The 21,259-nt window shown below is 45.5% G+C and carries 18 protein-coding genes and 1 riboswitch; of the genes, 14 read left to right on the forward strand and 4 right to left on the reverse strand.

Features of this window, described 5'->3' with window-relative positions:
- The 8 genes from HGD77_RS01045 (at position 1) to recJ (ending at position 9,893) form a co-directional block, all read left to right on the forward strand.
- Positions 1-2,010 carry a 2-oxo acid dehydrogenase subunit E2 gene (locus tag HGD77_RS01045; protein WP_168730610.1) on the forward strand — a complete coding sequence of 670 codons (2,010 nt, stop codon included), beginning with the start codon at positions 1-3 and terminating at the stop codon, positions 2,008-2,010.
- Positions 2,011-2,139: 129 nt separating this feature from the next.
- Positions 2,140-2,280: riboswitch (yybP-ykoY riboswitch) on the forward strand.
- Between the two features lie 73 nt (positions 2,281-2,353).
- Positions 2,354-2,929: a TMEM165/GDT1 family protein gene (locus tag HGD77_RS01050; protein ID WP_004729168.1), complete on the forward strand. Its 576-nt coding sequence runs from the start codon at positions 2,354-2,356 to the stop codon at positions 2,927-2,929.
- Between the two features lie 184 nt (positions 2,930-3,113).
- Positions 3,114-3,911, forward strand: coding sequence for an MBL fold metallo-hydrolase (locus HGD77_RS01055; protein WP_004729170.1), 798 nt, complete (start codon positions 3,114-3,116; stop codon positions 3,909-3,911).
- Positions 3,912-4,007: 96 nt separating this feature from the next.
- The gene (locus HGD77_RS01060; protein WP_004729171.1) at positions 4,008-4,373 is read left to right on the forward strand and encodes a YkgJ family cysteine cluster protein; all 366 of its coding nucleotides are present in this window, start codon (positions 4,008-4,010) and stop codon (positions 4,371-4,373) included.
- A gap of 224 nt (positions 4,374-4,597) precedes the next feature.
- On the forward strand, positions 4,598-6,064 hold the full coding sequence (gene guaB, locus HGD77_RS01065; RefSeq protein ID WP_004281332.1) for an IMP dehydrogenase: 1,467 nt from the start codon (positions 4,598-4,600) through the stop codon (positions 6,062-6,064).
- A gap of 123 nt (positions 6,065-6,187) precedes the next feature.
- Positions 6,188-7,519, forward strand: coding sequence for a phosphoglucosamine mutase (gene glmM, locus HGD77_RS01070; RefSeq protein ID WP_004281334.1), 1,332 nt, complete (start codon positions 6,188-6,190; stop codon positions 7,517-7,519).
- Positions 7,520-7,533: 14 nt separating this feature from the next.
- Positions 7,534-8,190 carry a pyridoxamine 5'-phosphate oxidase gene (gene pdxH / locus HGD77_RS01075; RefSeq protein ID WP_004281335.1) on the forward strand — a complete coding sequence of 219 codons (657 nt, stop codon included), beginning with the start codon at positions 7,534-7,536 and terminating at the stop codon, positions 8,188-8,190.
- 2 nt (positions 8,191-8,192) lie between these two features.
- The gene (gene recJ / locus HGD77_RS01080; RefSeq protein WP_004729175.1) at positions 8,193-9,893 is read left to right on the forward strand and encodes a single-stranded-DNA-specific exonuclease RecJ; all 1,701 of its coding nucleotides are present in this window, start codon (positions 8,193-8,195) and stop codon (positions 9,891-9,893) included.
- A gap of 53 nt (positions 9,894-9,946) precedes the next feature.
- Here recJ and HGD77_RS01085 read toward each other — a convergent pair whose 3' ends face one another.
- Together HGD77_RS01085 and HGD77_RS01090 are read right to left on the reverse strand one after the other, a co-directional pair.
- Positions 9,947-10,825, reverse strand: a complete 879-nt coding sequence (locus tag HGD77_RS01085) for a putative porin (RefSeq protein ID WP_004729177.1) — start codon at positions 10,823-10,825, stop codon at positions 9,947-9,949.
- Positions 10,826-11,000: 175 nt separating this feature from the next.
- Entirely contained in the window at positions 11,001-11,780 is a 780-nt protein-coding gene (locus HGD77_RS01090) for a putative porin (protein ID WP_004729179.1), read from the reverse strand.
- A gap of 500 nt (positions 11,781-12,280) precedes the next feature.
- Between HGD77_RS01090 and prfB the strand changes: the two genes are divergently transcribed.
- The 5 genes from prfB to HGD77_RS01115 all read left to right on the forward strand — a co-directional run bounded on the left by prfB (position 12,281) and on the right by HGD77_RS01115 (position 17,401).
- Positions 12,281-13,376 (forward strand): peptide chain release factor 2 gene (prfB, locus tag HGD77_RS01095; RefSeq protein WP_101627160.1). Its coding sequence is split into 2 segments (ribosomal slippage): positions 12,281-12,352 and positions 12,354-13,376, totalling 1,095 coding nucleotides; the frame shifts between segments, so codons are not numbered across the junction.
- 147 nt (positions 13,377-13,523) lie between these two features.
- Complete coding sequence (locus HGD77_RS01100) at positions 13,524-13,823, forward strand: ArsR/SmtB family transcription factor (protein ID WP_004281346.1); 300 nt, start codon at positions 13,524-13,526, stop codon at positions 13,821-13,823.
- Between the two features lie 15 nt (positions 13,824-13,838).
- Complete coding sequence (locus HGD77_RS01105; protein ID WP_004729181.1) at positions 13,839-14,924, forward strand: alkene reductase; 1,086 nt, start codon at positions 13,839-13,841, stop codon at positions 14,922-14,924.
- Positions 14,925-15,006: 82 nt separating this feature from the next.
- The gene (locus HGD77_RS01110) at positions 15,007-16,287 is read left to right on the forward strand and encodes a 3-deoxy-D-manno-octulosonic acid transferase (protein WP_004729182.1); all 1,281 of its coding nucleotides are present in this window, start codon (positions 15,007-15,009) and stop codon (positions 16,285-16,287) included.
- A 400-nt stretch (positions 16,288-16,687) separates the two neighbouring features.
- A complete protein-coding gene (locus tag HGD77_RS01115) occupies positions 16,688-17,401 on the forward strand; it encodes a 16S rRNA (uracil(1498)-N(3))-methyltransferase (protein WP_004729185.1) in 714 nt (237 codons plus the stop codon).
- Here the strand turns inward: HGD77_RS01115 and HGD77_RS01120 are convergent.
- Together HGD77_RS01120 and HGD77_RS01125 are read right to left on the reverse strand one after the other, a co-directional pair.
- Entirely contained in the window at positions 17,375-18,355 is a 981-nt protein-coding gene (locus HGD77_RS01120; protein WP_004729187.1) for a mechanosensitive ion channel family protein, read from the reverse strand. The genes HGD77_RS01115 and HGD77_RS01120 overlap by 27 nt on opposite strands.
- A 106-nt stretch (positions 18,356-18,461) precedes the next feature.
- Complete coding sequence (locus HGD77_RS01125) at positions 18,462-19,040, reverse strand: DUF805 domain-containing protein (RefSeq protein WP_004729189.1); 579 nt, start codon at positions 19,038-19,040, stop codon at positions 18,462-18,464.
- A gap of 269 nt (positions 19,041-19,309) precedes the next feature.
- On the opposite strand from HGD77_RS01125, the gene acs reads away from it, so the two are divergent.
- A complete protein-coding gene (gene acs, locus HGD77_RS01130) occupies positions 19,310-21,256 on the forward strand; it encodes an acetate--CoA ligase (RefSeq protein ID WP_004647260.1) in 1,947 nt (648 codons plus the stop codon).
- The last annotated feature ends 3 nt before the right edge of the window (positions 21,257-21,259 follow it).

Here is a 21,259-nt window from a genome sequence, read left to right on the forward strand (position 1 = left end):
ATGCAAATTACGACTCCTGATATTGGTGTAGATAAGGCAACAGTGGCCGAAATTCTGGTCAAAGTGGGTGATACGATCGCGATCGATGACAGCATTGTATTGCTTGAATCTGATAAAGCCTCTGTTGAAGTGCCTAGCACTTCAGCAGGCGTGGTAAAAAGCATTCTGGTGAGTCAGGGTGATGAAGTGGCTGAAGGCGCGGTACTGATTGAGCTACAAGCTGAAGACGGCAGCGCTGATGTGGTCGAGCCACAGCAAGCAGATGCCTCACAAAAAACTTCAGAAAATACTCCGACTTCATTGCCGGATCAGGAAATCATGCAGGAACTGGCTTCACATCAGTCTAAAGCTTCTGCTGCTCCTGAGGCTCAAGCGAGCTCACAGGTGGTTGATGTACAAATCCCCGATATTGGTGTAGAAAAAGCTACTGTAGGGGAAATCCTGGTCGCTGTCGGTGATGAAATCGAGGTAAATCAAAGTATCGTAGTGGTGGAATCAGACAAGGCGACTGTTGAAGTGCCAAGTACGGTTTCAGGCACGGTAGAGTCCATCGAGATTAAAGAAGGCGACACGATCAAAGAAGGTGTGGTCATTCTGAAAGTGAAAACGGCTGTTTCGGCAGCACAAGTACAGACAGAAGCACCTCAAGCACCAGTTGCTCAAGCGGCAACCCAAGAGAAAGCAGTTGAAGCGCCACAAACGCCAGCAGCACCTGCAGGTGATGTTGAAGTGAAGGTGCCTGATCTAGGTGTAGACAAGGCGGCTGTGGCTGAAATTCTGGTTCAGGTCGGTGATACGGTTGAAAAAGACCAGAGCATCATCGTGGTGGAATCAGATAAAGCGACTGTTGAAGTGCCAAGCACTACAGCCGGCGTGATTAAAGCCATTCATGTGGAACTGGGTCAAAATGTCTCTCAAGGCATTGCACTGGTGACAATTGAAGCTGAAGCGCAAGCAGCTGCTGCACCTGTCGTAGCCAAAGCAGAAGCACCGAAAGCAGCAGAAGCACCAAAAGCAGCCCCGGCACCTGCTGCATCTTCTACTCAAACAGTCACGACGTCGGATAATGCTGACAAGCTGACCAAAGAGCAGAATGCCGCTAATTCTAAAGTTTATGCCGGTCCTGCGGTGCGTAAACTGGCCCGTGAACTGGGCGTCGTGTTGGCAGACGTCAAAGCATCTGGCCCACATGCGCGCGTCATGAAAGAAGACCTGAAAGCGTATGTCAAAACGCGTCTTACTACGCCACAGGCGGCTCCTGTAGCCGCTGCTGCTCAAGTCGCAGGTCTGCCAAAACTGCCAGACTTTAGCGCTTTTGGTGGTGTGGAAGAGAAAGCCTTGACGCGCTTGCAACAAGTGTCTATTCCACAGTTGTCGCTGAATAATTTCATTCCGCAAGTGACCCAGTTTGATGCAGCGGATATTACTGAACTGGAAGCATGGCGTAATGAACTGAAAGGCAACTTCAAAAAAGAAGGCTTGAGCCTGACCATTATGGCATTCATCATCAAAGCAGTTGCGCACTTGTTAAAAGAAGAGCGTGAGTTTGCTGGTCACTTGGCCGATGATGGCAAGTCAGTCTTGCTACGTAACGAGATCCATATGGGTATCGCGGTCGCAACGCCAGATGGTTTGACTGTGCCTGTACTGCGTCATCCAGAACAGAAGTCAATTAAACAGATTGCTACTGAGCTAGGAACCTTGGGTCAAAAAGCGCGTGACAAGAAATTGTCGCCGAAAGATCTGCAAGGTGCCAACTTCACGATCACTAGCCTGGGTTCAATTGGCGGTACGGCATTTACGCCATTGGTGAACTGGCCGCAAGTGGCAATTCTGGGTATTTCACCTGCAACCATGCAACCGGTCTGGAATGGTGAAGGCTTTGATCCACGCTTGATGCTGCCGCTTTCATTGTCCTACGATCACCGTGTGATCAATGGTGCAGATGCTGCTCGTTTCACCAACAAGCTGACCAAGCTGCTTAAAGATATCCGTACTTTATTGATCTAAAAAATCATGTATATGCCTTCTATTTTCTTCCTCTGGGAGAAATATAAAGAGGGTGTAAAGAGAAAAACCCTGCTTCGGCAGGGTTTTTTGCTGCTGCATTGAAAAATAATCTATTTGATTCTATACTTGACGCACTTCATTGGGGAGTAGCCGCCTTTTGCGCAAAGCAGAAGGGTGATGGTCAACATATTTGCTCAAACGAGCATGGTCATCATAGCAAAGAACCAAGTTAGCTTTTCCAAGCTTTCTTTTGTTGGCAAGACCTTTGATTTACCACTCTGCAGATTTTGGCTAGCAGGAGCGGTGAGTCATTGGTATTGGATGCTAGCCAGAGAAAAACCTCATGTATGAATTCTTACTGTCGACTGCAATCGTAGCACTGGCTGAAATGGGTGATAAGACCCAACTGCTGGCATTGCTGCTTGCCGCACGTTTTCGCAAACCTGTTCCTATTTTAGTTGCCATTTTATTGGCGACGCTGATTAACCACGGCCTTTCTGCAGTATTGGGACAATGGGTGACCACCGTGATCGGGCCGGAGGTGCTACTGTGGATCGTCTCGATTGGCTTTATCGCAATGGCTGTCTGGATGCTGATTCCGGATGAACTCGGGGATGAAAATGCCAGTATCAATAAATGGCAAAAATTCGGGGTATTTGGTGCGACCTTTATTCTGTTCTTTCTGGCAGAAATTGGTGACAAAACTCAGATTGCTACAGTCGCATTGGCAGCACGTTTCGATAGCGTATTCTGGGTGATGCTTGGGACCACTTTGGGCATGATGCTGGCCAATGCACCTGCAGTATTTTTGGGAGATAAGCTGGCGAATAGACTCCCGATCAGCCTGATTCATAAAATTGGGGCGGCGATTTTCCTGGTGATTGGTGTCGCAACACTGGCTCAACATTATTTCTTTTAAATCATAAAATAATAAATTACATGAATCCTGAGCTAAAAACTCAGGATTTTTTATGGTTAAAATTCTCTCAAAACCTTGGTAAATAGTGTGATATGGCTAGTTTTATTGATTGTAAGTTTGATTAATTCCTTATATTTTATACGGGTATAAAAACGTTATTTTTATTATAAATTGGGGAATTTACATGGCTTTTGAACGCACCACATCGCAGGTTCTGTTTGATAACGGGACACATAAATGCATCAGTTTTACCAGTCTGGTCAAAGGTGAAGGCGTTCAGGCAAACCAGTTTCTGATCATTGATCATGAGCGCGCGGCGGTACTTGATCCGGGTGGTGATTTAACCTATGTGCCGCTGACCATGGAACTGAATAAATACACCCGTTTGACCAATCTGGATTATGTCATGGCCTCGCACCAGGACCCGGATATCATCACCTCGATGCCACGCTGGCTGGTCTATACGGACGCCAAAGTCGTCGCATCCAAGCTGTGGGCGCGCTTCTTGCCACACTTAAACTCGGCCTTTATGAGTGACCGGATGAAAGGCAACTGGCTGGATCGATTGGTGGAACTTCCGGATCATGGTCAGATCGTTTCGTTGGGTCAATCACACATTGTGGCGGTGCCGGCGCATTTCCTGCATTCGGTGGGGAATTTCCAGTTTTATGATCCGATTGCCAAGATCCTGTTTTCGGGAGATATGGGCGCATCGATGGTCGATGATGCTGCCAAACCATTGGAAAACTTTGCGGCGCATATCCCAAAAATGAAAAGCTTTCATCAGCGTTATATGTGCAATAACAAGGTGATTCGTCTTTGGGTGAACATGGTGCGGGGCATGGATATCGAGATGATTGTGCCGCAGCATGGCACGCCTTTTATGGGTAAAGAGCAGATCACCCAGTTTCTGGACTGGATTGAAACGCTGCAATGTGGCACCGACCTGATGGACGAAACTGTTTTTACCTGTCCTGAATAGTTCACAGAAAAATAAAATTTTTCTTGTGTAGAAAAACAACATTTTTTATATTTCTTCTCCAAAAAACTTTTTTTTGATCATGAGAACTTATAAGAAATGTTGTCTCAAGTTCCAAAACCGGATGCGTGTTTAAGCTGCGGGGCGTGCTGCGCCTATTTCAGGGTTTCGTTCTATTGGGCCGAAGGTATTCATATGCCTGAGCACTATACCGAACCTGTGACAGCAGTCTATTCATGTATGGCTGGAACTAATCAAAAAAATCCACGCTGTATTGCACTGGATGGCACCATTGGCCAGCAGGTCAGTTGCGGTATGTATGAGCTGCGCAGTTCATCCTGCAAAGAAGTACAGATCGCCGATGATCAATGCAATAAAGCCCGTTTGGCACATAATATGTTGCCTTTTATTCAGATTGAAAATGATGAAGCTGACAATGATGACAGTTTTGAATACGTCAGCTAAATCGACCCAAAGCAGAGTTTAGGCTCTGCTTTTCACTCCATTAAAATGATCGGGGTATATTTAAAATAGGGAACTTCATTATCAGAGGTATTATTGATACTGTTTTAGCACCCACATAGATCTGCGTGTACAAAGCTTGAATAAAAAAATAATTTTGCAATTGCAATGAAATTTAAGCCGATATTTGTTTATAATAGTGCACGGAAATTACCAGTGAGACTGTTATGTTGACCATCGTTCAAGACGCGTTAACCTTCGATGATGTCCTATTACTCCCTGCCTATTCTACTGTTCTTCCAAAAGATGTCTCCCTAAAGACACGTTTAACTCGTGGCATTAACCTGAATATTCCTCTTGTGTCTGCAGCAATGGATACGGTGACTGAGTCCCGTATGGCAATTGCAATGGCGCAAAATGGTGGTATCGGTATTTTGCACAAGAACATGGATATCGCGGTTCAGGCTGCAGAAGTGCGCCGTGTGAAAAAATTCGAAGCGGGTATGGTCAAAGACCCGATTACAGTCACTCCTGAAACCACAGTACGTGAACTGATTGCGTTGACTCAAGCCAACAATATCAGCGGTGTACCCGTTGTGAAAGATGGCAAAGTGGTGGGTATCGTGACCGGTCGTGATACACGCTTTGAAACCAATCTTGAGCAGCCAGTCAGCAATATCATGACTGGTCAGGATCGCCTGGTGACAGTTCGTGAAGGCGAATCGAAAGAAAATATCCAAGCTTTATTGCAACAGCACCGTATTGAAAAAGTATTGGTGGTCAACGATCAGCAAGAGCTGAAAGGCTTAATTACGGTAACCGATTTCCGTAAAGCTGAATTGTATCCAAATAGCTGTAAAGATGACCTGGGTCGTCTGCGTGTTGGTGCTGCTGTCGGTACTGGTGCAGAAACGCCAAGCCGCGTAGAAGCCTTGGTTGATGCAGGTGTGGACGTGATTGTAGTCGATACTGCACATGGCCATTCTGCAGGTGTGATCGAGCGTGTACGTTGGGTTAAGGCCAATTATCCACAAGTTCAGGTGATTGGCGGTAACATCGCGACAGGTGATGCTGCGCTGGCGTTACTTGATGCAGGTGCGGATGCCGTTAAAGTTGGTATTGGTCCTGGTTCAATCTGTACCACGCGTATTGTGGCGGGTATTGGTATGCCACAGATCTCTGCGATTGATTCTGTTGCCAATGCGCTGAAAGATCAGATTCCTTTGATCGCAGATGGCGGTATTCGTTTCTCTGGCGATATGGCCAAAGCGATTGGTGCGGGCGCAAGCACGATTATGGTTGGTTCATTGATGGCCGGTACTGAAGAAGCACCAGGCGAAGTTGAATTCTTCCAGGGTCGTTACTACAAGGCTTATCGCGGTATGGGTTCATTGGGCGCGATGGCGGGTGCGACAGGTTCTGCTGACCGTTACTTCCAGGACTCCAAGGCCGGTGCCGAGAAGCTGGTTCCTGAAGGTATTGAAGGTCGTGTACCGTACAAAGGCCCAATGGGTAATATCGTACATCAGATGATGGGCGGCCTACGTTCTTCAATGGGTTATACCGGTTCTGCGACGATTGAAGACCTGCGTCAGAATGCCAAGTTTGTGAAAATCACTTCTGCCGGTATGTCTGAGTCGCATGTACATGATGTGACCATTACCAAAGAAGCACCAAACTATCGCGTAGGTTAATTTCCTGTGATTTAAAATTTTAAAAAGCCGTCATGCAAATGACGGCTTTTTTATTTTGGTGTAAAGTGTGACTCAAGGAAAAAAATGGGTGATATCAATCATCCGCTAAGAAGTGAGATAAAGATGAGTTATTTTGGTACGGATGGTATTCGTGGAAAGTTTGGCGAATTGCCGATTACCCCTGAGTTTGCCCTGAAACTGGGATTTGCGGCTGGTAAAGTTTTAAAACGTCATAGTAAAAAATCCAAACCATTGGTGGTTCTGGGTAAAGATACCCGTTTGTCTGGTTATATCCTGGAAGCTGCCTTACAGGCAGGTTTAAATGCCGCTGGCGTTTATGTTCACCTTTTAGGTCCACTACCGACACCGGCGATTGCTCACTTGACCCGTGCCTTACATGCCAGCTTGGGTATTGTCATTTCCGCTTCGCATAACCCGTATTTTGATAACGGCATTAAGTTCTTCTCTGCGGAAGGTAAAAAATTGCCAGATGCTTTACAAGACGAAATTAATCAGGAACTTGAAAAAGATTTTGTGATTGAAGATACGGCGAATCTGGGTAAAAGTATCCGGGTTAAAGATGCCAACGGTCGCTATATTGAATTCTGTAAATCGACGTTCCCGTATCATCTGGATCTGAATGAACTCACCATTGTGGTGGATTGTGCCAATGGTGCAGCCTATAACGTGGGACCTGCAGTGTTCCGTGAACTGGGCGCACGTGTGATTGCGATTCACAATGAGCCGAGCGGTTTAAATATTAATGAGGGCTGTGGTTCAACGCATCCGGAAAGCTTGCAACAAGCCGTGATTCAACATCAAGCGGATTTGGGTATTGCCTTTGATGGGGATGCTGACCGTGTGGTTCTCGTAGATAAAGCCGGTAATCTGATTGATGGCGACCATATTCTTTATATTCTTGCGACTCAAAGCTCGAAAAAACCGGCAGGTATCGTCGGTACCTTAATGAGCAATATGGCGCTGGAACTGGCGCTGGAAAAAGCACAAGTGCCGTTATTACGTGCCAAAGTCGGCGACCGTTATGTATTGCAAGGTCTGGAAGAAAATGGCTGGGTAATTGGCGGTGAGCCTTCTGGTCATATTCTGACTTTAGACAAGAGCACCACAGGCGACGCCATTATTGCAGCCCTGCAAGTTTTAACCGTGATGGTTGAGCAGAAAAAAGCTCTGCATGAACTTGTGGCTGACTTTAAACTGTTGCCCAATGTCCTGGTCAATGTACGTTTAAATGCCATGTTTGATCCTTATTCAGTGCCTGCACTGGCAGCTGAATTTGAAAAAGCCGAACAGCAGCTTAAAGGTCGTGGCCGTTTATTGATTCGTAAATCTGGCACAGAACCTGTCATTCGTGTGATGGTCGAAGGCGATGATCTGGCTGAAGTCACCACACTTGCAAACAGCCTGGCAGATGCTGTGCGTGCCAATGCCGCTTAACAGGAACATAGATAATGAGTGATCTGATCAAGGATCTGAGTGAACTACGCCTGAATTATGAAAAAGGCGAGTTACAGGAACAGCAAGTCAATCCGAATCCACATATGCAGTTCCTGCAATGGTTTAACCATGCACTGGAAGCAAAATTGCATGAACCCTATGCCATGTCGTTGGCAACAGCCAATGCACAAGGCCGTCCGCATGTGCGTACGGTATTGCTGCGTGGAGCGACTGACGCAGGGTATGATTTTTATACCAACTATGATAGTCAAAAAGGTCTGGATCTGGCTAAAAATCCTTATGCCGAACTGTTGTTCTACTGGCAGGATCAGGAACGTCAGATTCGTATTTCGGGTCGTGTAAAGAAAATATCGGAAGAAGAATCGACCGACTATTATCATAAACGTCCACGCGAAAGCCAGATTGCCGCGCATATCAGTACCCCGCAAAGTGGCATCGTGGCTAGTCGTGAGGAATTGCAGCAACGTTTTTGGGATTTGCATACCCAGGTTGCCAATCAGCAACAGCTGGACAAGCCGGTATTCTGGGGCGGTTATCGTCTCGAACCCGATTATTATGAATTCTGGCAGGGTCGTCCGAACCGTTTGCATGACCGTTTAAGTTATCGCAAAACCGATGCCGGCTGGACTTTAGAGCGCTTAATGCCATAACCATGCAAAAACTGGAAATCAAACAACGTCCATTGCTGACACGCCCTGAAAATTTACCGGGCGTCCCTGCATTTGTGGCCGAGATTCTGGCTCGTCGTGGGGTGGAATCCGAGCAGGAACTTGAGCTCAAGCTGAAGCATTTGCTGGCACCGACCATGAAAGGCTTGCCTGAAGCCATTCAATTGATGGATCAGGCGATTGATCATGGCCAGAAAATCGTGATTGTCGGCGATTATGATGCCGATGGCGCGACCAGTACTGCACTCATGGTGCTGGCACTGCGTGATATGGGCGCCAATGTTGAATATCTGGTACCAGACCGTTTTAAATATGGGTATGGATTGACGCCCGCAATTGCAGATCTGGCCTTTGTCAATTTCACGCCTGATTTACTGATTACCGTGGACAATGGCATTTCCAGCCATGACGGAGTAAAACAGGCGCAGGATCATGGCATGCAGGTGATCATTACTGATCACCATCTGACGACCAAGCCGACACCAAAAGCCGAAGCCGTGGTCAATCCCAATCAGCTCGGTTGCGACTTTCCAAGCAAAGCACTGGCTGGGGTCGGGGTGGCTTTTTATATACTGGCCAATCTGTCTACCCATCGCAAGAAACTTGGAAAATCCTCTACGGTAATTACCAATTATCTTGATCTGGTGGCACTCGGTACTTATGCCGATGTCGCGAGTCTGGACTATAACAACCGGATTCTGGTCGATGCAGGGTTGAAACGGATCCAGCAAGGGTTATGCCGAGCAGGAATCAGTGCGCTACTTGATATTGCAAAGCGTGATCCTGCTGGTCTGAAAGCTCAAGATTTGGGCTTTGTTTTAGGCCCACGGATTAACGCGGCTGGACGCATGGAAACCATGGATATCGGGATCGAATGTTTGCTGGCTCCTGATCTGACAACGGCTTATCCACTGGCTGAACAGCTGAATCAGCTCAATGTCGAACGCCGTCAGGTGGAAGGCAAAATCAAGCAGGAAGCCTTGCTTGAGCTGGATAAAATTCAGTGGGATGCAGCTGAACTGCCTGCTGCACTGATCATGTTTGAACAGCATTGGCATCAGGGGGTCATCGGGATTGTGGCAGGGCGTTTGAAAGAGCAGTTTCATCGTCCGAGCATTGTCTTTGCAGCGGATCAGGATGGGATTCATATTAAAGGTTCGGCGCGTTCGATAGAAGGCATTCATATCCGTGATGCGATTGAACAGGTGGCGGAACAATATCCCCATTTAGTCAGTCATTTTGGCGGCCATGCAGCAGCAGCCGGTTTAACCCTGAAAAAAGAAAATTTCGCTGAATTTAAGCAGATCTTTGAAGCACTGATTGCTGCGATGGACAAGGATTTATTTACTGCGACTTTATGGACGGATGGAGAATTGCCAGCTTCTGCTTTTCAGATCGAAACAGTCGATTTATTGCAGAATTTAAGCCCATGGGGGCAAAAATTTCCCCAACCGATTTTTGACGGTATATTTAAAATCATGGACTATCGCTGGCTCAAAGATGTGCATCTTAAATTACGTGTGGCTTTGCAAAATGGTCAGATCATTGATGCCATCGCCTTCAATGCAGCCGATAAATATGACTTCGATCCGATGAAAGATACACGCTTGGTCTACGAGCTGGATAAAAATGTCTTTAATGGCAATGTCAGTCTGCAAATGCGGATTATCCATTTAGAACAATAGGCCATAAAAAAAACCGCTCGAGTGAGCGGTTTTTTTGCTTTTAATTGGAGAGATTAGAAGCGGAAAGTACCGTTAATACCGAAAGAGTCAGCACTGTCAGTGGTTGTGTAGTTCACACCAGCCGCAATAACAGGTGTAAAGAATTTTTGTGCACGAACACTAAAAATAGTATCTGATTCATCAGCAGTAGAGTCAGCAAAAGAAACACCAACGCTAAGTGTAGGATCAATATAAAGATCAGCAGCTAAGCGATAAGCAGTTTCATCACCGAAATATGTTACTCCCTCGAAATTAGTAAAATGATTACCAATTTGAGTCACATATTTAGCTCGCAAAGAAACAGCGGTGTCTTCACCTACAGCTACACCGTAACCAAGGGTGCTAGCAAATCCAATTTTAGAAGCAAGCATAGGATCTACACTTTCTTTAGCAACTCCTAGAGCCAATAATAATCCATTAACTGGTAGGTAACCCGCTTCTAAAGAATAGCCAGTAGTGTCATCAGATTCTTCAGAAGTTAATCCAGGAGCACGTACGCTAGCTGTATAATCTACTTGGTTTAAACTACCAGCGATATAAAATTGAGAATTAGGAATAAAGAATTCACCATTAATACCAATAATCTCAAACTCTTCTTCTGCATTAATACCAGCTTCGCTCAATTCATTTTGAGCATTAACGTATCCTAAACCAATATTACTAGCTTTATTTAAAAAGGCAGCTTCAGCTAGAGGAGCATTTTTAGTATTTACGGTATTTAAGTAGTATTTACCGTTAACAAAAAATAAATCCCCATCAGAGTCAAGTTCAAATCCACCTAGATTATTTTCAAAGTCAGTGTTTTCATACCCAACATTAAGTTCAGTTTGGTAAGCATGTGCAGTTCCCAGGCCAGCAAGAAGCGCTGTAGCAAGAGCAAGTTTCTTAAGCATTTAGATTTCTCTCTTTGTTATAAAAATATGACTGTTTGATGAACAGTTGTAACAAATTGTACAGTTTATATTCGCCCCGTCAATGTGCAAAAATACCTAAATGCTTGTTAAGAGTGCAATAAAAAAACCCATCCGAGGATGGGTTTTCTATGAATGACTAATTTTTGGTTTTAGATTAGAAGCGGTACTTCGCTGCTACACCAAAGGTATTGTAGTCATTGTTAAACTGTTCACCAAAGCCGACACGGCCTTCTAAGCTCACTTGCTGGTTAATGAACTTACGTGCATTGATACCAAATTCGCTCTTGTCGGTAATATCATTGTTGTGATAATCAGCACCGACACTCAAGGTTTTGTCGATGAAATAATCTGCTGCCAGATTGTATTCATCTAAATCACCAAACGCTGCACCTGCTTCCAGGTTGATGTCTTTACCGTTGCTAAGTGTAGTGACATATTTAGCACGCAATGTTGGATCTACGCCATCATCATTGTCGTTATCCCAACCTTTTACACCCGCCGCAATCAATAGACCTGGCGCTGGCAGATAACCGACTTCAGCTGCATAGGTGGTTAAATCATTTTCTACATCATCATTGTCTTGCAGATCATGGCCATTGACGTTACCGCTTAAGTAGAAGTCAGAATTCGGTACGAAGTACTCTGCACCTACGCCATAACGATGCGCTTCAGAATCACCAATTTCATTATATTGATATTGCGCACTCACGTTGCTAGCACGATCAAGGAATGCTGCTTCTGCTAATGGTGCATTACGTGTTTGAACTGGATTGAAGTAATATGTACCATCAACGCCGAAAGAACCGCTAGTTCCACCGTTGTCAGGATCAAACACTCCTGCTGATGCACCAATTTCTGCTTGGTAAGCATGTGCTGCTGTACCAGTCATTGCTATTGCTGAAAGTAGTGCCGAAGCAATCGCTAATTTTTTCATGGTTACTACCCCTCAAATCGTGAGTTAAAAACATTACACTTTTTGTTACAACTTTCAGTCTAGAGCAATTCCAAAGATCGTCAATCAAAGGAAAGTTACAGTAATGTGAATAGCGTAATCTTGTGTAATTTTTGCTGAACAAGTGACTGAATAATAAAATTAAATTTATAATGTAGTGTTTTATTAAAAGTGTGTAGATATTGTGGAATCTATTGAATTCGCTGATTTTTTATACAGAACAATAAGAAATCCTAAATTATAAAATCAATTACAAAATTATATTTCGGTCATAAAACGGGGCTAAAAAGCCGATAAAAATTTCCGATAAAAAGACGCAAAAGAGTCTATGAGATGTTGAAAATTGGGTGAGGGAAATACAGGTCTAAATGCTCAAGATATTCGAGCTTTAGACTGAATGGATCGTTAAAATAGCGGAAATAGACTGTGCTATAATATCGGGCTAAGAATTTTGTGCCTAATTTTGATTGAGAGTAATTCACGTGGAAATTAATCCGTATCTAAACCAATTAAAAGACTTAAACGAACGTGGTCAAACACTACGGGGGTATCTTTGACTACGATCTGAAAAAAGAGCGTTTAGAAGAAGTCCTGCGTGAATTAGAAGATCCAACGATCTGGAATGATCAGAGTCGTGCTCAAGCAATGGCCAAAGAAAAAGGCGAGCTTGAAAATGTATTAAATGTGCTGGATCGCTTAAGTACCCAGCTTGAAGATGCACAGGCTTTGCTTGATCTGGCGGTTGAAGCGGATGATGAAAGCTTGCTAGAAGACGTACAGGCTGAACTGAGCACGGCTGAAGAAGAACTGGCCAAGCTTGAATTTCGCCGTATGTTCAATAATCCGATGGATCCAAACCCTTGCTATCTTGAAATTCAAGCTGGTTCAGGCGGTACAGAAGCACAGGACTGGGCGTCTATGTTGCTACGTATGTATCTACGCTGGATTGAACGTCATGGCTTTAAAGCAGAAGTGATGGAAGAATCTGATGGCGATGTTGCCGGGATTAAATCTGCGACGATTCGTGTGGAAGGTGAGTACGCCTATGGCTGGTTACGTACCGAATCTGGTGTACACCGTTTAGTGCGTAAATCACCATTTGACTCGGGCAACCGTCGTCATACCTCATTTTCTGCCGTGTTTGTCTCACCTGAAGTAGATGACAATATCGAAATTGAAATCAATCCGTCCGATGTTCGTACCGATACTTACCGTGCATCAGGGGCGGGTGGTCAGCATATTAACAAAACAGATTCTGCCGTGCGTTTAACCCATGCACCGACCGGAATTGTGGTGGCCTGTCAGAACCAGCGTTCACAACATGCCAACCGTGACCACGCCTGGAAGCAGTTACGTGCCAAACTTTATGAGCTCGAGATGAGCAAACGTAACGAAGCGGCACAAGCACTGGAAGATTCCAAGTCTGACATTGGGTGGGGTAGTCAGATCCGTTCTTATGTCCTGGATGATTCACGTATTAAGGATTTGCGTACAGGTGTGGAAAATTCCAATACTGGCGCAGTTCTGGACGGTGATCTGGACAAATTTATCGAAGCAAGCCTGAAACAGGGCTTGTAAGAAGTTGTTTAAATAGCTGGCGTAACCAAGCTTGTACAGATTGTGACTCTTATATCTAAATTATTCGATATATAAATCGTAAAAATACGATATAATGGTCGCAGATGCTGAATAAAGTTTCGTTGCGCCACTGATTGTGATGTGCCTATGGACCTTGATCTAATTTTTAAAGCCTTAGCCAATCCGACCCGTCGACAAATTCTGGAGTGGTTAAAATCTCCGGAGCAATATCTGTCTGCGGAAGAGTGTGGTGGCTTTCAACGTGGGGTCTGTGCAGGTCAAATTGAACGTTTGGGCCAGGTTTCCCAGTCCACCATGTCCAATCACCTGTCGGTGTTACAGCAGACTGGCCTGATCACTGCGACCAAGCATGGACAGTGGTCATATTTCTCCCGCAATGAAACTTTGATTCAACAATTTATCGAACACCTACAACAACACCTTTAACAGGTGGGAGTAACGATGGCTGAATTAAATTCTCCTTTAACGCTCGGTGCGTTAGAGCTTAAAAACCGTGTCATCATGGCGCCGCTGACCCGTAACCGCGCAACTGCTGATCGCGTTCCAACCCCAATGATGGTTGAGTACTATGCGCAACGTGCAAGTGCTGGCCTGATTATTTCTGAAGCCACAGTGATTTCTGAAGAAGCCAATGGCTATTTAAATACTCCAGGATTGTTTACCGATGCTCAGGTCGAAGGCTGGAAAAAGGTTACTCAAGCGGTTCATGAGAAGGGCGGTCTGATTGTTGCCCAGCTTTGGCATGTTGGTCGTGTATCGCATCCGGATCTGTTAAATGGTGAAACACCAGTCTCTGCAAGTGCAGTACAACAGGCGGGTCATGTCAGCTTGTTACGTCCAAAACGTCCTTATGTGTTGCCGCGTCCGCTGGAAATTTCGGAAATTCATGCCATTACCGAGCAATATAAGCAAGCCGCGATTCGTGCTAAAGAAGCCGGTTTTGATGGTGTTGAATTACATGCTGCCAATGGTTATCTGATTGACCAGTTCTTGCAAAGCAAAACCAATCAGCGTGAAGATGAATACGGCGGTTCAGTGGAAAATCGTACACGTTTCCTGCTAGAAGCAACTGATGCACTGATTGAAGTATGGGGCGCAGATCGTGTAGGGGTGCATTTTGCGCCGCGTTGTGATGATCATGACATGGGCGACAATGATCCACGTGAAACATTTGGCTATGCCATGGAGCAGCTGGGTAAGCGCAAGATTGCCTTCTTCTTTACCCGTGAATATCTGGCAGAAGACAGTATTTCTGAATATATGAAACAGCGCTCAAATGGAGTGCCTTATATTGCCAATATGCAACTAAGTCGTGAAGATGCCATTGAATTACTGGCTTCAGGCAAGGCTGATGCGGTGGCTTTTGGTAAGGCGTATATTGCCAATCCGGATCTATACGAACGTCTGCTCGAAGATGCGCCGCTGAATGAACTGAAGCTGGAAAATATGATCGGAACCAATGTCGCGGAAGGCTATATTGATTATCCGACATTGGCTGAAGCAGAAGCTTTAACTACAGTAGAATAATCTAAAAATGAGCCACATTGATTAACATGTTGATGTGGCTCTGCTATATTCTGCCCATTGAATCTTTGGACAGGGGCGCAATGTGGCCACTCCATTTTGGTATAACGCAGCCTTGGCGCTGGTTAAACCCTTATATCAATCGCGTATCCGTAAACGTGCGACCGATCCTGAACAATTACAACAAGAACTGACAGAACGTTTCGGCCCGTTTCAGCCACCCAAAAACCTGCATGCCATCTGGTTTCATGTGGTGTCGGTGGGTGAAACCAATGCGGCTCAACCGTTAATTGAACATTATTTAAAACTTGGCCATCCGGTGTTGGTCACCAATACCACCAAAACCGGTCAGGCACGCGCTAAATCACTTTTTTTAAAAGCGCCTTATCTCGATTTGTTTCAAGCCGTGTATTTGCCTGCTGACCAGAAAACTTTAATTCGTGAATTTTATCAAAAGTATCAGCCGAAACTTTTATTGCTGATGGAAACTGAGCTTTGGCCTAATCTGCTGGATCAGGCACCCCAGTTTAATGTGCCAACTGTATTGTTGAATGCGCGTCTGTCTGAAAAATCTGCCAAAGGTTATACCAAGGTCAAAGGTCTGACTCGCGGCATGCTACAGCAGTTAACCCAGCTTTTGGCACAGGATATTGCCACCCAGCAACGTTATATCCAGTTAGGAATAGCAGCCGAAAAAACCCAGGTTTTGGGCAATATCAAATTTGATATTACTGCGCCCGAGCGCTTTATCCAGCAGGCAGATCAATTGACACAGGAGTGGCAGTTAGGGGGGCGAAAGATCGTCACGTTAGCTAGTACTCATGCTCCTGAAGAAAAAGAAATTCTGAGTGCTTTAAAAGCTGCTTTAGAAGCTGATCCATATTTGGTCTGTATTGTGGTACCGCGCCATCCGGAACGTTTTGATGAGGTGTTCCAGGCTGCACAGTCTTTGGGATTAAAAACTCAGCGTCGTAGTTTAGGGCAACGTATCGAAGCAGATACCCAGGTTTATTTGGCCGATTCGATGGGTGAAATGTGGCTCTGGTATGCTTTGAGCCAGGCCTGTTATGTCGGTGGTTCTTTAAATGAGCCAGGTGGAGGACATAATATTCTGGAGCCGATTGCGCTGAATGTGCCGACTGTTTTAGGCAAAAACTATTTTAATTTTCAGACCATCGTGGATGAGTTTGTTCAATCGGATGCAGTCGCAGTAGTACATAATGCCCAGCAGGCTGCAGAAGTATTACTGGAACTTTTGCAAGATCAGGTTAAGGCGGAAAACTTGAATGCGGCAGCGCAGCAAATTATGCAGTTAAATACAGGATCGCTTGCCAAGCATATTCAGGTGATTGATCAGTATCTTTAATTTACCTTGATAAGTAACAGATATTGGATTTACCAAGACGGCAGGGATGCCGTCGTTAGGCTGATGATACAGGGAAGTATCATCAACCTAACAAAAGCGTTTTGCCTACTTTTACGCTGTAAAAAGTAGGGAGAAGCCTACACGATGATAAGTCACTATAGAGCTTTATTTAAGGCTTGTCCTACAATAACCGAGTTTCGATTTGGCTTAGTATTTCTTTGTATTTCTTTTTCAAAGTGATTACCTTACTTTTGTCGGGCCATGAAGGGCATACCCTGCAAGACAAAAGCCCTTTATTTCACTGATGCTGCATCCCTGCAGCACAGTGAAATTGGCGACATCCCTGTCGCCACCCTCTAGCCAATAGAGGGATATATCATATTTTTTTGGTCTTCTTTTTATGAACATCATCCTGCTTGATCCACGCCAAACCGAAACTGAACTTTGGTCCATTACCTCAACTCGGCAACTGGAACATTTACAGCAGCATGTGCAGATTCAAGTGGGAGATACTTTAAAAGTCGGAATTCGAGAAAGTCAGCGCTACCTAACTGAAATTATTGAAATCTCTGAAAAAGCTGTGTGGCTAAAACCACTACAAGAAGAAGCTGTTCCAGAAAAATTGCCAGTGACTTTAATTGTTGCTTTGCCACGTCCGAAAGTGCTGCGCCGTCTGATCATGGACAGTGTCACCTTGGGTGTTGAAAAAATCATTTTACTGCATAGCTACCGCGTCGATAAAAGTTATTGGCAAACTCCATTTTTACAGCAGTTAAATCATTATATCGAATTGGGGCTAGAACAGGCAGGGGATACGGTTGCTCCAAAAATCGAGCTGTATAAACGTTTTAAACCCTTTGTTGAAGATATCTTGCCGGGTTTGATTAGTACAGATTGCCCGGCTTATGTGGCACATCCTTATGCAGAGCAGGCGATGCCATTTGCGATTGAGCATCCCTGTACGATTGTTATTGGTCCGGAAGGCGGATTTATTCCATATGAAGTCGATTTACTCATAAAAAACGGCTGTCAGGCTGTGAGTCTGGGCAACCGTATTATTCGTACAGAAACTGTGATTCCCTATGTTTTAGGTCGTCTGTTTAGCGCGGGCTGAGGCATCATCATTGCCTTCGCCGCGGTAGACTTTGACTTCCTGTACCGGATACGGAATCGAAATATTATGCTCGGCAAAAGCCTGAATCACCCGTTCCTGCACCGCACTGATTGAAGTTCCGGTGCCGGTTTCAGTGGTATCGACCCACCAGAAGGCTTTTAGGGTAATAGAAAAGTCAGCCAGCGCCGTGACGTTGACACTAAAGCCAGGCTGGCTCAGGATGGTTGGATCTTTATCTAAAATAGCGGTGATCAGGTCCTTGGCTTTCTGGATGTCATCTTCATAGCCGATGCCCACCACGAATTCGCAGCGGCGACGGGTATAGGCAGTATTCACCGTGACCGCACTGGTGTAGACCGTGGCATTCGGAATGACAATACGACGGCCATCTGGTGAACGTAAGAAGGTCGCACGAATCTGGATATCTTCAACCGTACCTTCCATGCCATTCACGATAATATCGTCGCCAATCTTGAACGGTTCACTGAGCAGAATTAACACGCCAGAGAGCAGGTTCTGGAAAATATCCTTGAAGGCAAAACCGATCGCGACCGAACCAATTCCGAGGGCACTCATCAGCTGACCCGGGGTAAAGCCAGGAACAGCAATCACCAGTCCAATCAGAATACCAAAGAAAATAATAAAGGTACTGCCGACACGGTTGAGTACCAACACCAGATTCTGGCGGGTATAAGAACGGTTTTCCAAAGTTTTACGTACGAAAAACTTGAAGACTTTGGAGAGTAACCAGAAAATCGTAATCACGATCAGTGCGATACAGAAATAAGGCACACGCTCCCAGAAGCCCTCCATGATTTTGTCAATGGTGCTGTAGGCATCATTATACTTGGCGGTATGTTCAATCACGGTCTTGGTCGTTTTTTCAGTTGCCTGATGTAACAACTCCGTGGTGCCCTCAGTTACCTGGCTTAAGGTATTGTTTTGCTCTGCCACAAAAATTCCACAATTCAAATTTTGCCTATTTTGCCTGATGTTCAGCAAAAAATTAATAAGGGCTCGAAGTCACCATTGGATAATTTTAAAAATAACGGCGCTGTTGTTAAAAGTATTTGGTGGTTTTTTGCATCATTTCCGTGGGGGTAGGTGTTTGTTCTTCACCGCTCATATAACTGAATAAAGCGATAGATCCCAACAGGCTAAGCAGGGTCAGGATAATCATCAGCCAGGCCAGAATTTTTTCCCAGAGCAAGGTGATCCGTGCCGGACCATACTGATTACTGCCGCGATCGCCCGAACCAAAAACGATATAAAGCCATACAAAAATGTTGACTAGCGGCAGTAAAAATAATAGCGCCCACCAGCCACTGCGGTTCATATCATGCAAACGGCGAACAGTCACCACTAAAGCGAAATACACATAGACCAGAACCATGACCAGTACACCGATACTGGCCAAGCCTTGCAATGAAATCAGCCAGTTGGGATCTAGGGAATGGGTAGAAATATTCACAATATCAATACTGAGACCCAGTGCGATACTGCCAAATAAAAAAATGAAATACAGAAATGCCGACCAGGCAATAAAGCTCAAGCGTCCGAAGCGGCCTTTCATCGACAGGGGATGATCGGTTGCGGGCAATGCAGGCGGGCTAAAGTAGGGAGATTCAGGCGATTTCATAAAGTGTATCCTGCTAAATCAGATGAAATAACCACAAGCGGTCAGTTTTATTTTTAAGGACTGTGCTACAGATCATACACAGTTGCGCAGAAGATTCTGTACTGTAAGTTGTGGTTTATTTTGATTGAATTTGTATAAATAATCTACGACGAAAGCATGATTGCCGGATTTGAAATAAGCAGGCCATACTGCCATTATGCATAAAAAACAATCAACAACGCCGCATTAACCTCTCGTGATGAGATAGAACAAAATCAAGGAAGTGACCTATGCAAGAGATCTATCCAGTACCCGAAGAATTTAAAAAAACAGCACGTACGCTTGAAGACCAGTACTTCGAACGTTATCAGTATTCTATAGAACAGCCAGATAAATTTTGGGCAGAACAGGCGCAACGTCTGGACTGGATCAAGCCCTTTACCCAAGTCAAAAATACCAGTTTTAATAAAGACGATTTTAAAATCGAATGGTTTGCTGATGGTCAGCTCAATGTCAGTGCCAACTGTCTGGATCGGCACCTGAAAGAACATCCTTATAAACCGGCGATCATCTGGGAAGGGGATCATCCTTCGCGGCACAAGATTATTTCCTTTGCCGAGCTGCATGATGAAACCTGCCGTTTCGCCAATGTGCTAAAGAAAAATGGCATCCAGAAAGGCGACCGGGTCATGCTGTATATGCCGATGGTCTCTGAAGCCGCGATTGCCATGCTGGCCTGTGCCCGGATCGGGGCGGTGCATTGCGTGGTATTTGGTGGTTTCTCGCCAGATTCTTTGGCCAGCCGGATTGAAGACTGTCAGGCGAAAATGGTGATTACCGCTGATTCTGGCATGCGCGGCGGTAAGGCTATTCCGCTGAAAGCCAATGTCGATGAGGCACTGAAACTGGCGGGTACAGACTCGATTCAAAATGTAATGGTGGTACACCGCACCGGTAACCCGATTGAAATGCAGGAAGGGCGTGATCTGTGGTATCACACAGAAATTATGTCAGTGAATGACATTTGTCCACCGGAACCGATGAATGCCGAAGATCCGCTGTTTATCCTGTATACCTCAGGTTCCACCGGTAAACCCAAGGGCGTGATGCATACCACTGGCGGTTATCTGACCTACGTCAACTGCACCTTCCGTGAAGCATTTGATATCAAACAGGATGATGTATTCTGGTGTACCGCAGATGTGGGCTGGATCACCGGGCATTCCTATGTGCTGTATGGACCACTCTCGAATGGGACCACCACCGTGATGTTTGAAGGTGTGCCGCAATATCCAAGCTGGGCGCGTACCGGGCATATTGTAGATAAGCATAACGTGACCATTCTTTACACCGCACCGACCGCGATCCGCGCCATGATGCGCGAGGGTGATGCTTTTGTGCGGGAAAGTGACCGCAGTAGCTTAAGAATTTTAGGATCAGTGGGTGAGCCGATTAATCCGGAAGCCTGGAACTGGTACTACACCGTGGTCGGTGAAAGCCGCTGTCCCGTCATCGATACCTGGTGGCAAACCGAAACTGGTGGTTTTATGATTACGCCATTGCCGGGTGCGACTGATTTAAAACCAGGTTCTGCGACACGGCCTTTCTTCGGGGTACAACCGGCTATTGTCGATGCCGATGGCAAGGAACTGGAGGGTGAAGCTGAGGGAAATCTGGTGATTAAGGATTCCTGGCCGGGTCAGATGCGTACCATTTGGGGAGACCCGGAGCGTTTTATTGAAGCTTATTTCTCTACCTATCCCGGTACTTATTTTACCGGAGATGGGGCGCGTCGCGATAAAGATGGTTATTACTGGATTACCGGTCGTGTCGATGATGTCCTGAATGTATCCGGACACCGTTTAGGTACTGCAGAAATTGAAAGTGCACTGGTGGCGCATGAATCGGTGGCTGAGGCCGCTGTAGTGGGTATGCCGCATGACATTAAAGGTCAGGGCATTTGTGCCTTTGTGACTTTGCAGGCTGATGTTGCCAGTTCAGATCAATTACGTGGAGAACTGGTCAGCTGGGTACGCAAGATTCTTGGTCCAGTGGCTACACCAGACGCCTTGCACTGGGCACCGGCCTTGCCAAAAACCCGCTCCGGCAAAATCATGCGGCGGATCCTGCGAAAAATTGCAGCCGATGAGCTGGATAGTCTCGGAGATACTTCAACCCTGGCTGAACCGCAGGTGGTGGATCATTTGATCGCAGAGGTACAGCGTAATAAAGTTTAAATT

The sequence above is a fragment of the Acinetobacter sp. NEB149 genome (assembly GCF_012516415.1).
Classification (GTDB): domain Bacteria; phylum Pseudomonadota; class Gammaproteobacteria; order Pseudomonadales; family Moraxellaceae; genus Acinetobacter; species Acinetobacter lwoffii_V.

Excerpts from the sequence above, each read along its gene's own strand:
- HGD77_RS01100 (WP_004281346.1), top strand. The coding sequence starts at position 13,524 with ATGGACCTTGATCTAATTTTTAAAGCCTTAGCCAATCCGACCCGTCGA.
- glmM (WP_004281334.1), top strand. The coding sequence starts at position 6,188 with ATGAGTTATTTTGGTACGGATGGTATTCGTGGAAAGTTTGGCGAATTG.
- guaB (WP_004281332.1), top strand. The coding sequence starts at position 4,598 with ATGTTGACCATCGTTCAAGACGCGTTAACCTTCGATGATGTCCTATTA.
- HGD77_RS01115 (WP_004729185.1), top strand. The coding sequence starts at position 16,688 with ATGAACATCATCCTGCTTGATCCACGCCAAACCGAAACTGAACTTTGG.
- recJ (WP_004729175.1), top strand. The coding sequence starts at position 8,193 with ATGCAAAAACTGGAAATCAAACAACGTCCATTGCTGACACGCCCTGAA.
- HGD77_RS01105 (WP_004729181.1), top strand. The coding sequence starts at position 13,839 with ATGGCTGAATTAAATTCTCCTTTAACGCTCGGTGCGTTAGAGCTTAAA.
- acs (WP_004647260.1), top strand. The coding sequence starts at position 19,310 with ATGCAAGAGATCTATCCAGTACCCGAAGAATTTAAAAAAACAGCACGT.
- HGD77_RS01085 (WP_004729177.1), bottom strand. The coding sequence starts at position 10,825 with ATGCTTAAGAAACTTGCTCTTGCTACAGCGCTTCTTGCTGGCCTGGGA.
- HGD77_RS01060 (WP_004729171.1), top strand. The coding sequence starts at position 4,008 with ATGTTGTCTCAAGTTCCAAAACCGGATGCGTGTTTAAGCTGCGGGGCG.
- HGD77_RS01125 (WP_004729189.1), bottom strand. The coding sequence starts at position 19,040 with ATGAAATCGCCTGAATCTCCCTACTTTAGCCCGCCTGCATTGCCCGCA.
- HGD77_RS01055 (WP_004729170.1), top strand. The coding sequence starts at position 3,114 with ATGGCTTTTGAACGCACCACATCGCAGGTTCTGTTTGATAACGGGACA.
- HGD77_RS01090 (WP_004729179.1), bottom strand. The coding sequence starts at position 11,780 with ATGAAAAAATTAGCGATTGCTTCGGCACTACTTTCAGCAATAGCAATG.
- HGD77_RS01045 (WP_168730610.1), top strand. The coding sequence starts at position 1 with ATGCAAATTACGACTCCTGATATTGGTGTAGATAAGGCAACAGTGGCC.
- HGD77_RS01050 (WP_004729168.1), top strand. The coding sequence starts at position 2,354 with ATGTATGAATTCTTACTGTCGACTGCAATCGTAGCACTGGCTGAAATG.
- pdxH (WP_004281335.1), top strand. The coding sequence starts at position 7,534 with ATGAGTGATCTGATCAAGGATCTGAGTGAACTACGCCTGAATTATGAA.